Genomic DNA, 15,598 nt, shown 5'->3' with positions numbered 1-15,598 from the left:
GTTATTCTCCCGCGACTTCAGCTGCGATCGCGCGGAAAGCGGCGAAGGTTTCTGCTGTTCGCGCGCCCCATTGCGGATCGGCCGCGAAGCGCGAGATCACGATGTTGCGCGACGGATCCACCCAGATGTACTGGCCATAAATACCCGCGGCAAAATACTCGCCGCGATCTGTCTCGGGGAACCAGAAGTGCAGTCCATAACCGCGCAAGGGATAGGTGGCATCCGCCTCCTGAAAGGGCGCGTTCGCCGTGGTGGCCATTTCGACCCAACCTTCCGGCAATAATCGCTCACCTTCCCAGACGCCATCCTGCAAATACCATTGGCCAAAGCGCGCATAGTCAACGGGCCGGGCATTCAGACAGCAATAACCGAGCGCCACCCCCTCTTCGCCCATGACGTTCTGGTTCCAATAGGCGTCGCCTTCCATGCCCAGTTGTTGCCAGATCTTTTCCTCGACGATCCGGTGTAATGGCTGATTATAAATCCCGCGCAGCACAGCGGATAAAACATGGGTCGCCGACGAAATGTAATCGAGTTGCGTGCCGGCCTCGGTGTCGCGTTCGAATGCCAACAGCGCTGCATCAATATCACTGCCGAACACGAACGGATCCCGGAACAGGACACCGATATCCGAGTCCGTATCATTATAATCCTCGATGAAGTCGATTCCGGTCGACATCATCAACAAGTGGCGCAAGGAGGTATTGCCAAAGTCCGAACCCTCGAACTGCGGGGCAAACTCCTGAGCCAGTTGATCGAGATTTTCGATGCGACCTTCTTGCATGGCGATAGCGATCAGGCTGGCCACAAAACTCTTGGCAACAGACCAGGAGGTCGGGCGGCTGAATTCGTCTGCGCCATTAAGGTAGCGCTCGTGAACCACGACGCCGTCATGCAACACCACCAACCCCAGTGACTGGGACTCGGCCAAATAGCTTTCAAGAGAACGGGTCTCACCCTCAAATTCATAGCTGACACGCAAATCGGTTAATGCGCGGGGCAGGGCGGTTGAGCTGGCGGTGCTGACATCGGCGTAGGGAAAATAGCCGAACATGCCCAGTGACACATCGATTATGTTGTCGGGATCAAAGGCCTCGGCGACCCGGGCGGGCGAATAGTCCGACCAGGGACGGAAGTACCAACTCGCCAACGCAGTGGCTGCTAAAACAATGAAAAGAATTACGGCACCCAATATACGCGTCAGCATGATGTTGTAATTTCCCCCCAATTAACCTGCATTTGGCACACGTCCTGCACGCGCGGCTGCAACTCGATGCTCGCCTGTTGCTTGTTCGCTACTGACAAGAGCATCGAAGTTTGATCTAGTAGGCGCAATAAAAGCTCACGCCGCAAGTCAAACGCGGTGATCCAGGGGGAGAAATATGCAGAAGACGTTTCGTAAACTGGCTATGGGCACGTCGGCCCTAACCTATGCCGCTATGGCCGCCGTTCCGGTTGCACTACTGACAGCCGCGCCGGCACATTCGCAAATCACTGACACGATTACCGTGACCGCGCAGCGCCGGGAGTCGACCCTGCAGGACACGCCTGTTGCGGTGACCGCCGTTCAGGGAGATGTGCTGGAGCAATCGCAATTGCGCGATGTCCGCGATCTTCAAACGCTTGTCCCGTCATTGCGCGTGAATACTGACGCGTCGTCTTCGAACACGTCCTTCTCGATCCGCTCGATCGGCTCGTCGACATTCAATTGGGGTATCGAACCCTCAGTCGGCGTTTTCGTGGACGGTGTTTACCGGTCGCGGAATGGCGCATCGATCAATGACTTCCTCGGCGTCGAACGCGTGGAAGTGCTTCGCGGTCCGCAATCCACGCTGTTTGGTAAAAACACCTCAGCCGGTGTGATCAGCTTTATTACAGCCGCTCCCAATATGGACACGGTGGAACAAGAGCTGGAAGTCACACTGGGCGAGTTTAACCAGCGCACCATCCGTGCGGCGACTTCTGGCCCGATCACCGAAACGATCGCCGGGCGCCTGGACCTGAACTATAATGCGCGTGATGGCTTCATCACCAATGTGACGGATGGGCGGAATGTGAACGAGCGCGACCGCTGGGGCTGGCGTGGCCAGCTTCTCTGGGAGCCAAATGACCGCTTTGCGCTGCGTTTGATCGCTGATCAGGGCTTTATCGACGAAAACTGCTGTGCCGCACCGTTCACAGCGATTTCACCGACCAATGCTGGCGCGTTCACGCTTCTCGGTGTGACGCAGCTGCCTGTGAATCCGTTCTCTGGACAGGTCGCAATCGATGGCAGTGTCCGCTCTGTAATCGATACCGGCGGTCTGTCGGTTGAAATGAACTGGGATTTTGACGGCGCGACTTTCACCTCGCTGACCTCTTATCGCGGTTATGATGAAGAACAGGATATCGACCCGGACTGGACCGATGGACAGTTGAACGCTCGCCGTTACCTGGACCAGGACTATCAGACGACGACCCAGGAATTCCGCCTGACGTCAACGGGTGACCGGACGATTGATTATCTGTTCGGTGCCTATTTCTTCCACCAGAATCTGAACACCACCAACATCACCCGTCAGGGTCCGCTGCTGCGCCCGTTCGCGGATGCGTTCTCAGGGGGAGGCGTGGGCTTTGTTGAAGCGCTTTGTAACGGTTTGGTCCCTGGTGTTCCGCTTGGTGCCGTGCCGGGGTGTGTGCCGGGGCAGTATTTTGCCGTCAATTCCGGACAGACCGCGACGTTCGATCAGAACAACGATACCTTCGCCATCTTCGGGCAGCTCGACTGGCACGTGAATGACCGGTTTACGCTGACTGGCGGCTTGCGTTACTCGAATGATGAAAAGGACGCGGCCAGTAATATCCAGATCGACGACCCGTTCGCGGCTCTGGATTTTGTACAGATCGGCTTCAATGCAATCATTTTTCCAGCCGCCTTTACACAGGCGACCGGCCTTCCATTTACGCCGGCTAACGTCGCACTGGTTCAGGCCAACAACCCGGCTGGGTTCGCTCAGATCGTAGCGGGAGCTCAAGCGGCTGCGGTTGATCCGAACGTCAACACCCTATTGGGCCTGGGTGCACTGCAATTCTTCCCGCCGGCACCTGACTTTACGGACTCGCGGTCAGACTCGGCCTGGACGGGGACGTTGATCGCAGCCTATGACGTCAATGATAATGTGAATGTCTACGGTTCGTATTCGCGCGGCTTCAAAGGCGGCGGATATGCGCTCGATTCGGCCGCTGCCCGGGTTGGCAGTTTCACCTTCGATCCCGAGACCGTTACGGCCCTGGAATTCGGTGTGAAAGTTCGTTCCAACTCCTTCATTCTGAATACCGCGATCTTCCGTCAGAACATCGAAGATTTCCAAACCAACGTGTTTACGGGCTCGTCTTTCGTCCCGGACAATGCTGGTGAAATCCAGGTCGGCGGCATCGAGATCGAAGGGTTGTTCCAGCCGACCGAGCGTTTGACCATTACCGGTGGCGTGACCTGGCTGTGGGAATCCAAATATGTCAGCTTCGCCAATGGTCCGTGCCCGGTCTCGGATACGTCGAACTGTACTTTCCGCGCCAGCGCGACCTCTCCGGCACTTGTTCCGGTGCAGGATTTGTCGGGCCGGGATACCGGTACGGCTGAAATCACCGGTAACCTCACTGCCCTTTATGTGCATCCGATTCGGGACAATATGGAGATGTTCCTCCGCGGCGAAGTCTACTTCATCTCGGATCGTTTCCTGACCACCGATCTGGACCCGTTGATCACGCAGGAAGGCTATAACCTCCTGAATGGCAGCATTGGTATCGGCTCCGATACAGGAAGCTGGGAAGTGCAGGTCTGGGGCCGTAACCTTGCTGATGAAGAGTATCTGCAGGGCGGCTTCAACTCGACCCTGCCGGGCAATATCAATGGCTATCCGGGTGACCCGCGGACGTTCGGCGTGACCGTACGTGCCCGCCGCTAGGAAATAGCTGCGACAATTGGATGAGGGCGGAGGTCTTGCCTCCGCCCTTTTTCATGGCAATGATTCCCTCATGTCTCCCTTGGTCCTGATAACGGTTTCGGTCGTAGCGATCAGTATTCTGGTGGCGCTCAATGTCTGGCTGGGCGGATGGAAACCGTCACGCATTCCGTCTGCCGGCGCGGCGCGGCAGCGGCTCATTGAAGACTATCTGGCCTTTGAGCCCGGCGAGGAAATGCTGACCACCGACAAGACAGCCGCGCTGATTGCAGAAAAAGACGGTGACCGGACCGGGCTGGTGGTTGCGCAGGGAGATATTCTGGTTTCCCGGTTGATCTCCCCCTCCGATGTCAAATCCGCTGAGCAAGCCGGATCTGATCTGATCGTCAGATTCCGCGATTTCACCCTGCCCGGCGTTACTCTGCAACTGGGCTCGGAAACAACGGCCCGGCAATGGCGGTTCCGATTCTGTCCGGAAGGCACAGCCCATGCCTGATCTGCTCGATCCAATCCAGATCGCCATTCCTTTTTTTGTTCTGCTGATCATTGCCGAGCTGATCTATGCGCGGCAAACCGGGCGGGCCTCATTCGAGCCGCGGGATTCGGCCGCGAGTCTGATGATGGGTTTGGGCAATAACGTCGCCGGTATTGTTTTCGCGAGCATTGGCGCAGCATGGTACGGGTTGATCCAATCCTATGCCCTCTTTGATTTTGGCTGGGCCTGGTATGTCTGGATTGCCTGCTTTTTGCTGGATGATTTCGTCTATTACTGGTCGCACAGATTCGCGCATACAATCCGCTGGTTCTGGGCCGATCATGTGACCCATCATTCGTCCCAGCATTACAATCTCACCACGGCTTTGAGGCAGCCCTGGTTCAACGTGCTGACGCTGAAATTCATCTGGTTTGGGACCTGGATGATCCTTCTTGGCTTTCCGCCGGCGATGGTTGCCTTCTGCGGGGCGTTGAACCTCGTCTATCAGTTCTGGATTCATACCGAAGCCATCAAGAAACTACCCGCCCCGATCGAAGCGATTTTTAACACGCCCTCGCATCATCGCGTGCATCACGCCACGAATGCCGTCTATCTGGACCGGAATTACGCCGGCGTTTTCATCATCTGGGACCGTCTATTCGGGACCTTCCAGCGCGAGATGGAAGAAGAGCCTTGCCGCTATGGGATCATCCGAAATCTCGGCACCTACAATCCGTTGCGCATTGCCGTGCATGAATGGTGGGGGATCATCAAGGACGTCGCTTCGGCCCGGTCTATAAAGCATGCTTTGGCTTATGTGTTCGCCCCGCCAGGCTGGTCACCGGATGGATCGCGATTAACGACCAAGGCGATCAAGAAGCAGGCCGGCGTTGAACGCCCCGTCAAATCCATGACGGAGGCCAAGCCGTCAGTGTCGCCTGCCGAATAAGTCCGACCTTGCCTTTTACGTAAATTTCAATCACTCTGCCCGAAAGTGAACAGCGTTTACTTTTCAAGAACGCGGCACTGTAAGGGGAGAGAGCCATGAGCTTGCGCGAACTTTATCCGCTTCCGGACATCGATCCGAGCTGGACCGTGCCGCAAGAATTCGATGCTGTGTTTGACTGGGAATTCGATGAAGGCCGCCAGACCCTGATGCACCTTTATCAAAAGGGCAAAGACATGCAGTGGGATGCGGTCAACCGGATCGACTGGTCGCTGGAGCTGGATCCGGAAAACCCGATGGAATTGCCGCCGGAAATCGGCGGACTCTATGGTTCACCCATCTGGGAGAAGATGAACGAAAAGGAACGCGCCGAGCTGACGCGCCACTCTCAGTCCTGGAATATCTCGCAATTCCTTCAAGGCGAGCAGGCGGCGCTCTTGTGTGCCGCGAAGATTGTGCAACAGGTCCCTGACCTGGATGCGAAATTTTACGCCGCGACCCAGGTCATGGATGAGGCCCGCCATGTCGAGGCCTATCGCATGCTGCTCAAAAAGTTCGAAGTCGCTTACCCGATGACCGGCCCCTTGCAGGAATTGGTGGACCAGGCCCTGCGCGATAGCCGGTGGGACATGACTTATCTGGCCATGCAAGTCGTGATCGAGGGCCTGGCGCTGGCCGCATTCGGGGCCATCCGGGACATGGCACAAAACCCGCTGGCGCGGATGGTCAACGCCTATGTCATGGAAGATGAGGCGCGCCATGTCGCATTTGGCCGGATTTCGCTGCGCGACTATTATCCCCAACTCACACAGGCCGAACGCGACGAACGCGAAGAGTTTCTTGTCGAGGCCTGTTGGTTGATGCGTGACCGGATGACAGATGCCCGTGAGGTTTACCGTGCGCTCGATTTGCCGGTTCAGGAATGCGTGGAGCATTCGGACAATTCGGAGATCGTGAAGCACTATCGCTCCATGCTGTTCCAGCGCATTGTGCCTATCGTTAAAGACGTTGGAATCTGGGGCAAGCCGATCCAGAAGACGTTCGAGGAAATGGACGTAATGGGATATGCCAATCTGAATCCGGAAGACCTTCAGGCGGATGACGAGGCCAAAGCCAAGGAATTCGATGCCCGGCGCGCCTATGTCGAAGCGGTTGCGAAAGCCGGCGAAGAAGGCAATGTCGCGGCCGTCGGACACGCCGAATAATCGCGCTTGAGCAAGCTTGATCACGAACTGGTCTGGCTAAACGTGCCGGAGGGGGCCCGGTTGTTCGGGCGGTACTACCCGGCTGCGTCAGATGCGCCGTTTTGCATATGCCTGCATGGGCTGACCCGAAATTCCCGCGACTTTGAAGATTTTGCGCCGCAATTGGCGTTGGAAGGATATCGTGTCCTGGCGCTTGATATGCGCGGGCGGGGTGAAAGCGATTACGCGAAAGATCCTTCCCGCTATCAGCTGGCAACCTATCTGGCAGATTGTCTCGCCTGGCTGGACACTTTTGATGTTGAACGCGCGATCTGGATTGGCTCGTCGATGGGTGGCGGAATCGGAATGATGGCCGGCGCGCTCCATCCAGAACGGGTGGCGGCGCTCATACTCAATGACATTGGTCCTGAAGTTGACGCCAAAGGTGTTGCCAATATTGCGAGGATCGCCGGCAAAGGAAAGCCGATCCAATCCTGGAAGGATGCGGCGCAGAGATGCCGGGACGTGAATGGCCATGTTCACCCCGACGAAATGTCGGAAGCATTCTGGCTCGCCTTTGCCCGGCGAACCCACCGGCAAGAGGGACCGCAGCGATTCCGGTCCGACTATGATCCGGCGGTATTAACCATGTTGGGCGGGGGCGCTCCCGCCAAAGAGCGTTGGAACGCGTTCGACCTGTTGCAAGAAATCCCCACCCTGTTGGTCCGCGGGGCGCTTTCAGAACTCCTGACGCGCGAAATCGCGACAAGAATGCGCGCGCGGCATGCAAAAATGAAGCTCGTCGAAGTGCCGCGCACCGGACATACGCCACTTTTGACCGAGAAAATCGCCTTTGACGCGATTCTTTCCTTTTTGGCGGCATTGAGATTCTCGTGAAACGCGAAAAACTGGAAAATCAGGGTTAATCCGGCCTTCGAACATTAATTTCTCCTTAACGTCCGGTGTTCGGCGGGTTACAGTACGTGAATGGATTTATGACCTTGGGGGAACGCTACTCATGCTTCGTCGTCTACTGCTTGGCGGTACTGCCGCCCTTATGATCGGCTCGACTGCCAGCGTCGCATCGGCTGATGATATGTCCTGGTTCCCGTCGGAACCACCATCAAGTGCCACGCCGGGTGAGTGCTATGCACGCGTCCGCATCGAGCCGGTTTTCGAGCCGTACACCGAAACGATTACGTCTTCGGACGCCTACGAAACCTATGATGTCGCACCGCCGCGTCTGGACGAGCGGATCGAGGAGTATGTCTCCCGTGAAGCTGGTGTGCGCTATGTGGTCCATCAGCCGGTTTACGAGACCATCACGGAAACCATCCTGGTTCGTCCGGCTTACACCGAATATGTGGTGCGTCCGGCGGTTCATGAAACCGTGACCGAGCAGATCATGGTGCGCGAGCCGCGCATGGTCTGGCAACGCGGTCGGGTGCCGGGTGCGCAAATCACGCGTTACGATCCGGAAACCGGTGAGGTATGGTGTCTGGTTGAAGAGCCGGGCGAATACCGCACGGTAACCCGCAACGTGGTGGTTCAGCCTGCGCGCATCGATGAAATCGAAACGCCGGCGGAATATGCCAGCGTCTCTCGTGAGGTGCTCGTCGAGCGGGGCCGTGTGGAAGAAATTCCGATCCCGGCCGAGTATGACACCTATACGGTTCAGTTCCTGACCCAGCCGGCCACAGTTGAAAGCCGCACGGTTCAGGGCCGTACCGAAACGATCACCCGCTATCGTCTGGTCCAGTCCGAGCGCTATGAGTGGCGTATGATGGACTGTGAAGAGATCGAACTGCCGAACTTCAACGCTCCGACTGTTGAGCGTTCGCGCACGCCGATGTCCTATCAAGACCATTCCGGCGGCGTCGATTTCGACACGCATTACGACCAGTATAATGGGGCTGCCGAAAGCCGCATTCTGGGCCGTCAATAAGAAATGATCCGGGCGTAAGCCTGATCAATTCTGGATAAAGCGCTCCGTCCGGAAAACCCGGGCGGAGCGTTTTTCTATGCAGTCGATAAGGAGGATTGATCCTTACGCTAATCGGCTAGCTGTCCGATGTGACGATCCGCACACGCGAGCGGGTGTGGCGGCCTTCGCGGTCCACTGCGCGGATTTCATAAAACCCTGGCCCTTGCGGTGACCAGACGGGTTCACCTGCGGCATTCAGCGGTACGGCCTCACCATCAGCGAACCAGACAAGCGCGCTTTCACCGCGTCCGGCCAGCACATATTCCCCGCCATTCCGGTCCATCCAAACCTCTGAGTCATCCGGTGGAAAAAGGATTTCCGGGTCCGGATTGCGGCGGTATCTTTCAAGCGGTTGGGGCGTGTCTTGAGCGATACGCCATGGCTCCCTTTCATCGCGTGGCGTTTCTGACCGCGGCAGAAGATCAAACAGCTCGAAAAGGATGGGCAGGGCGGCCTGCCGCCCGGTTTCTCCGGTCCGTGGCCTAGCATCGGCTCGTCCGACCCAAACCACGATCGTGTGGCCCTGGGCCACGCCCGCAGCCCAGGCATCGCGGTAGCCCCAGCTGGTGCCGGTTTTAAAAGCTATCGCCGGAGCCGCATGGGTCAGGCTTGCCGGAGCCCGCCCTGCAGGCTGCGGTGACCCCCGCAGGATCGAGAGAATTTCATCGGCCGATTCTGCACTGAGGATGCGCAAACCCGGCGCGTTATCCGCGGCGCCTTCATGCCAGACCAAGGGCCGGACTTCGCCACCATTGGCGAGCCCGGTATAGAGCGTTGCAACATCCCGCACGGTTAGGCCTGCACCGCCCAGTGCGATGGCCAGGCCGGTCTCCGTTTCCGCCCGGTCTGCAATCGCCGGATCGGTACCCGCAAATCGTAATCCTGCGGCAAAGCGCGCTGCGCCCACACCGTCAAGCGCTTCGACCGCTGGCACGTTGAGGGAGTGTTGAAGCGCCTGAGCTATGGTGACATCGCCGCGGAAAATGCGATCAAAGTTCTCCGGCATGTAGCTATCAAATCGCCGGGGCGAATCGGTAATGCGGGTCTGCGGCGTGGCCAGCCCGTCATCGAATGCCATGCCATAGATAAAGGGCTTGAGCGTGGATCCCGGCGACCGCGGCCGGTTTGTCAGATCGATCCAGCCGCCGGCCTGGTTTCGATTGGCCGAACCAATCGCGGCGCGAACGGCGCGTGTCTCATTCTCTACGATCAGGACAGCCAGTTGAACGTCTGGCCCCGCTTGTTCAGCCGATCTTGCGACAAGCTGTTCAGCAGCGATCTGCAGGCGATAGTCCAGAGTGGATGTGACCACCTGATTTCCATCGGCCTCAACGGTCCGGAGAGATTGGCTGGCATGCCAAGCGAGGGCCGGGAAATCCTGTCTTGTGGGGAGACGATCCGATGCAGATTCGGCGGCGATATCGGCCGCAATCAAACCATAGCCGGCGAGACGGGTCAGAATTCTCTCCCGTCCGCTGGCGGCGCTTGCCGGCCGAAGGTCTGGACGCCGGGCTTCGGGCGCTTGAGGCAGCGCGATCAGCAAAGCAATCTGCGCAGGTGTAAGCCGGTCAGGCGCATGCCCGAACCAGGCCCAACTGGCAGATGTGACGCCTTCCAGATTTCCGCCATAGGGCGCAAGTGTCAGATATATTTCCAGTATTTCTGTCTTTGAATATCGCCGCTCAAGCTGGAATGCCCGCCACATCTCGATCAATTTGGAGCCCATATTGCGATTGGGCCGCGGTTCCAGAAGGCGGGCGGTCTGCATGCTCAATGTGGAGGCTCCGGACACAATTTCGCCAGCACGAACCGCGTTAAGGCTGGCCCGTACAATTGCGTGAGCATCGACACCGCGATGTTGATAAAAGCGTTCGTCTTCGATCGCGATCAAGGCCTCGATAAAAGCCGGATCAATCACGTCGAGATCGGCCGCCAAACGCCAACGTCCGTCTTCTACTGGAAAGGCTCTGAAAATCTGGCCTCTGCCATCTGCAATGACGGTGGAGCGTTCCGACAGTTCGGGCGGTGGGAAAACCTGATCAAGCACGAGCACGGCGAGCGCGGCTGCAAAGGCCGCCCCGCCGCTGAGGGCCCAGGCTTTCCAGACGCGGATCATCAGCGTGCCTGAATGACCACTTCACCGGCCTCGCTTCGGGCAAAGACATCCGTCCGGTACATGTCCTCCACGACGACGCCCGGGATGGTGAACCGGCCGGGTGTGACCGCGCGGACGATGTAGGCATAACGCTCAACCCGGCGGCCATAGACCTCGACCGCCGCAACATAGCGATCATCCCGGGCTTCCTGGAGGCGGGCGGAGTCGATCTCGCCTAGCCAGTTATACGGGCCATTTGGTCCGCCTTCCGCAGGTTGGACAATGGCTTCGATCTCGAATCCGGCAGGGAGAAGATCCGCGACAATCAGAGGCGCGCGCCGCTGCTCGGGATTGCCGATTTCAATCGAAATGATGAAGCGGTCGCCCTGATCCACATTCGACAGGTCCGCAGGGAACCCATCGGTATTGCGGATCTGTTTGGACACGAAAAGCAGCGAGGCCTCGGCCGCCGGGGCTTGTGCCGGTGTGCCGCGCGCGACAGAGGTCAGCCAGACCGGGTTACCGGCTTCATTGGTAAAGACCGCGCCTTCGCCCAGATCGGCCGGGCTCATTGCATAGCTGACCCCTTCGGTTCGCACCGTCACCGCGCCATCGGGAGCCACCGCCACATCGTCTCCCTCGCTCGTGAGGGCGTGAGCGGCGAGAAGCAGGAAGGCCATTTCCTGTGTGGTGAGCCGGTCAACGGCGGGCAGTTCGGTTGCGACCCGATCCCCCAGACGCTGGACTCGATCCGTGTCACCGGCTTCAGCCGCCATGGCCAGAACGCCCGCAAGGTCGCGGCGCGGGGTTTGATAATAATCACCCGCATTCCGGTAGCCGAGGGCCTGTTCCGCCAGATCGAAAGCATTCGTGCTGCGTGAGCGGTCGCCTGCCATCGCCAGCGCGGCACCGATATGGGCCCGTGCCAGCGGGCTATCGATGGCCTCAATCCGGTTATCGTGGAAATAGCGCAACCGGCTGACATCCACGCGGCCGGCGCGGGCCAGCACGTAAAACGCATAAGCCTGACTGCGGTCGTTCAAGCGCTGTTGGGTATCGCGTTGCCAGGGACCGCGGCGGATATCTGTGTCATATCCACCCGCGCGGTAGAAATCACCACGCGCGATATGCCCCAGCACCGTATAGGCGCGTTCCAACGCGGCTTCCGGCACCTGATATCCGGCGTCATCGGCCCGGGCGAGGAAGTCGGTCGCATACGCGCCGAGCCAGCCATCGGCATAGCGGTCGCCCATGCGCCATTGACCTATTGCGCCGTCCGAGCTTTGCCGGTTCAGCAAGACCTCAACAGTGTCCCGGACACGGACGGCAATTTCTTCATCCGCATCCAACCCTGCCAGAGCGGCCATCTGATCGGCATAAAGCAGAGGCATGGCCCGGCTGGCTTGCTGTTCCGTGCAACCGAACGGGTAGCGGCTGAGATTTTCGTAAATCGCCGCAGCATCCATCGGAATGGCGGAGAAACTGATCTGGAGCTCTGCCTCGCCGGGATTGAATTCCGCCAAAGCCTCCGGGTTTGGTGACCAGTTCTCACCCGGCGCCAAAGCGAGGCGCTGGTACCGGCTGATCGGCCGGAAAGGCGAGCGAACCTGGATCGGATAGCTGGATCCCAGTTCCAGATCCGGGCCGACTACGTCCATGCTGAGCTGGGCAATGCCAATGTCGCTTGCGCCGATACCGACGGCGGCATCCCGGCGTTCGCCCGGCTCCATGGCTGCGCCATTGCGGGGCTGATCGAAGATCACAGGCCCTTCGCTGGAGAAGATGGCGACATAATCACCGGCCTCGCCTTCGACATTATCAATCGTCAGCGTTGCCTCGGCGTTATCGCCGGGCGCCAGGAAGCGAGGCAGGATCAACTCGGCCGGGACCGGATCCCGCACGGTTAGAGGCTGCGCCGCGGATCCGATGGCCTCATCTGACCAGGCAACCGCCATCAGGCGCAGTTCGCCATTAAAGTCCGGCACTTCGATATCGAGTGTCGCGCGGCCCTGCCGGTTGAATTCAACCGGACCAGAGAACAGGGCAACGGTCTGGGTGGGGACGACGGTCAGACCCGCACCGCCGATCTGATCACCCCCGGATCGGACCGGAGATGCCGCGCCCTGATTGGGATCCAGCAATCGGCCATAATCGTCATAGAGCGCCACATCCAGCGCGCGCTGTCCGAAATACCAATCGACCGGATCCGGCGATTCAAACCGCGTCAGCAGCAAAATCCCCTCATCAACCGCCGCCAGGGTGACATAGGCATTGCGCGTATTGCGGCTGGCCTCGAGTTCGACCGATACGGTTTGCCGGGGGCGAACCAGTTCGGGCATGTCGAAAGCGATATCGATGGTGCGCTCATCAGCGTTCACCGGGATATACGCCACCCCGACAGCCCGCCGCGGCCGCGGTTGAGCGGCGGCATCGCGCGGCGTGTAGACGGTGGCCATGACATAGGCACCCGTCCCCCAGTCTTCGGTCACAGGCAGCGTAAAGCCCACGCCGCCTTCCGGCAGGCTCATAGAATAGCTGGCGATCACGCGGTCGGTTGCGACCACAATTTCCGCCTCGCCCGCATAGGGGGCTTGCAGGCTGATCTGAGCCGTCGAACCGATGGCCGGAGACTCTTCCGGCGTGGCAATGCGGACGCGATCAGGCGCTTCAACCCCATCCTGAGCCACGCGGCCCCAACCGACCCAGAATCCATAGCTGGAGGCGATGCCGTCCGGACCGTTCACTTCGAGGCGGTAGTTCCCCCAATCGAGCGGTGGTGTCACCACGCTGGAAATCTCGCCACCGGTTTCAATGACGCCGCTTTCAATCGGGACCGTGAAACTGGTCCGGCGCCAGCGCCAATTGCCCCCACTTTCACGATACCAGTCATAGCGGTAATCGCGGCGGGTCAAATGCCATTCCAGACGCGCATCCGTCAGATTGCCATCGGCATCGACCGAAATGACATTGAATCGGGTCTCTGCATCGCGCTCCGGGCGTCCTTCGAAGTCCGGCTCGACGCCGATATAAACATCCCTTGGCCGGTAGGGGATGCGCACATCATCGCGCACAGGCCGTCCGCCTGGCTCGATCGCTGAAACGACAACGCGTGCCCTCAAGGGCTGGGTCGCGTCAATGCCCCGGTTTTCGGTATTCAGGCCCAGAATTGCGCGGCCTGCGCCATCGGTGATCGTGTCCGGCAGATCATAGGCGATTTGCTGGAAGCTGCGATCGTGCAGGCCAAAGCGATAGCCCGCAAAGTCATCAAAAGGCGAGGGGTCGGTTTGGATCCGGACCTCGCCTTCAATGGGCAAGCCGGCGCCAGGAGCGCCGTATAAAAAGCGGACGTTGGATTCGATGCTGCGGGTCTCATTAGCCTTGAGCGGCGTGGCGTCATCGGTATTCAGCGAAAGCTCGATACGTTGCGGCACGAAATCCTCGACCGAGAAGCTGGCACGGCCGACGACGCCCATCCCGTCAAGCTCGAGGGCAAGCCGCCAGACACCGCGCGCTGCAGCCGGCGAAATCGCGAATTCATGCTGAAGGCCACCGGCCATGGCCGCGCCATCAAACCGCAGGCGGTCCGACTCGATCCCGTTGGGCGCATACAAAACGAAACTGCCGGCGCGGTCCTCGATGGCGTTGGCTTCACGGTCCCGGATCAGGGCGCTGGCATGGACGATTTCGCCCGGGCGATAAATGCCGCGATCGAGATAAAGGAAGGCGTCTGCGCCATCCGGAACCCGGCGGCCACCGGTGTTGTGCTCCGAGAGATCGACCGGCGAGCGGGCGAGGTCGAGCATGGCGAAGTCACCGTCAGGCCCATAGGCCACAAGCAAACGCGGAGCGTTAGCGCCGCTGCCATTGGAGATTGGACCGTCAAACCGGACCTGGCCGTCATTTCCTGTCTGCTCGTCAGCAAGGATTTCGTTTGATCCGGCAATCAGTTGAACATCAACATCGTCAACCGGCCGCCCTGTCTGTAACGAGCGGACAGTCACATCAATCCCGTCCAGGCCGACATAGGAGGTGATGGCGAGATCGGTAATGATGAACCAGCGTTCGGACCGGGCCGGGCGGTTCTCTTCTTCATCTGCCGTGTTATCGCGGACGCGCAGGAAATACGCGCCGGGCTCTAATACGCCGATCGTTTCGGCGAGGGGCATAACCGTTACATTGGGCGCATTGGGATCGGCAGAAGTATCCATCGTGCCTTCCCAGATGACGCGGCCGACACCGTTCGGGCTTTCTTCGCCCCAAATCGATCCCCATTCATTTTCTGCGGCGGTATAGCCTTGCGTCAGCTCGCGGAACGCCAAGGCCCGGTCATTGATACGAAGGACCTGGATTGAAACTTCATCGACATTGACGGTTTCGATGGGAATGCCGTCGGCATCAATCCGGGGTAAAATAATGCCATCGCCCGAAAAGCCGACATAGGCCGGGCGGTCGCCAAACTCGACCGTGGTTGTTTCCGATGTTTGAAGTGGATCACCATCGGCAGAGGGCAGGCCTTCCAATAGCGTGACGTCCGGCGCATCGCCGAACCCCAATCCACCCAGGCACAGTGTGGAACCATCCACCCGAAGCGCAACGCTTAGCGGCGGATCCAGCTCGACAAAGGGTCCATAATCAACCGCCGGGTCGAGTGCTTCGGAAAAGATAAAGCACGCTGCGGGTTGGGCGTCGGACACATCAATGCGGTAGCGCAGATAATCAAAGCTGTCCGGATATTCGGGTTCGGGCCGAGGCGCACTGGCCGAGCGGCTTGCGAGTTCTATCCCGTCCGCCTCAGCGGGGCCGGTGCCCCCGGTTTCCGGTTCGGAACATGCTGCAAGAACAAATGATACAGATGCGGCAGCGGCGAATCCCCAGCGCAAAGCCCGGTGTGTCATGGTGGTCTCCCTATCCCTTCCCCTTGCGCCCATCATTTCACGGGTCGCGGGAATTTTCATCCCCCTCTTTTGTGACAA

The 15,598-nt window shown here is 59.1% G+C and carries 9 protein-coding genes; 6 read left to right on the top strand and 3 right to left on the bottom strand.

The window, feature by feature from the left end; translation table 11 throughout:
• Nucleotide 1 precedes the first annotated feature (1 nt).
• On the bottom strand, nucleotides 2–1,207 hold the full coding sequence (locus ACO079_RS07530; protein ID WP_421788916.1) for a serine hydrolase domain-containing protein: 1,206 nt from the start codon (nucleotides 1,205–1,207) through the stop codon (nucleotides 2–4).
• Between the two features lie 175 nt (nucleotides 1,208–1,382).
• On the opposite strand from ACO079_RS07530, the gene ACO079_RS07525 reads away from it, so the two are divergent.
• The 6 genes from ACO079_RS07525 to ACO079_RS07500 all read left to right on the top strand — a co-directional run bounded on the left by ACO079_RS07525 (nucleotide 1,383) and on the right by ACO079_RS07500 (nucleotide 8,491).
• Nucleotides 1,383–3,944 (top strand): TonB-dependent receptor, encoded by a 2,562-nt coding sequence (locus tag ACO079_RS07525; protein WP_421788914.1) that lies wholly within the window; start codon nucleotides 1,383–1,385, stop codon nucleotides 3,942–3,944.
• Nucleotides 3,945–4,014: 70 nt separating this feature from the next.
• Complete coding sequence (locus ACO079_RS07520) at nucleotides 4,015–4,437, top strand: hypothetical protein (protein WP_421788913.1); 423 nt, start codon at nucleotides 4,015–4,017, stop codon at nucleotides 4,435–4,437.
• Nucleotides 4,430–5,365, top strand: a complete 936-nt coding sequence (locus tag ACO079_RS07515) for a sterol desaturase family protein (protein ID WP_421788912.1) — start codon at nucleotides 4,430–4,432, stop codon at nucleotides 5,363–5,365. Before ACO079_RS07520 ends, ACO079_RS07515 begins: the two co-directional genes overlap by 8 nt.
• Before the next feature lie 95 nt (nucleotides 5,366–5,460).
• Complete coding sequence (locus tag ACO079_RS07510; protein ID WP_421788910.1) at nucleotides 5,461–6,567, top strand: ferritin-like domain-containing protein; 1,107 nt, start codon at nucleotides 5,461–5,463, stop codon at nucleotides 6,565–6,567.
• A gap of 6 nt (nucleotides 6,568–6,573) precedes the next feature.
• Nucleotides 6,574–7,443, top strand: a complete 870-nt coding sequence (locus ACO079_RS07505; RefSeq protein WP_421788908.1) for an alpha/beta fold hydrolase — start codon at nucleotides 6,574–6,576, stop codon at nucleotides 7,441–7,443.
• A 121-nt stretch (nucleotides 7,444–7,564) separates the two neighbouring features.
• Entirely contained in the window at nucleotides 7,565–8,491 is a 927-nt protein-coding gene (locus tag ACO079_RS07500; protein ID WP_421788906.1) for a hypothetical protein, read from the top strand.
• 115 nt (nucleotides 8,492–8,606) lie between these two features.
• Here the strand turns inward: ACO079_RS07500 and pbpC are convergent, their stop codons facing one another.
• Both pbpC and ACO079_RS07490 read right to left on the bottom strand, forming a co-directional pair.
• Entirely contained in the window at nucleotides 8,607–10,646 is a 2,040-nt protein-coding gene (gene pbpC, locus ACO079_RS07495; protein WP_421788904.1) for a penicillin-binding protein 1C, read from the bottom strand.
• Nucleotides 10,646–15,520, bottom strand: coding sequence for an alpha-2-macroglobulin family protein (locus ACO079_RS07490; protein WP_421788902.1), 4,875 nt, complete (start codon nucleotides 15,518–15,520; stop codon nucleotides 10,646–10,648). Before ACO079_RS07490 ends, pbpC begins: the two co-directional genes overlap by 1 nt.
• Nucleotides 15,521–15,598 lie beyond the last annotated feature (78 nt).

This window comes from Hyphobacterium sp. (assembly GCF_965228115.1).
In the GTDB taxonomy this organism is placed as follows: domain Bacteria; phylum Pseudomonadota; class Alphaproteobacteria; order Caulobacterales; family Maricaulaceae; genus Hyphobacterium.
Note: the sequence above shows the minus strand (reverse complement) of the source record. Positions and strands in the feature narration are given on the sequence as shown.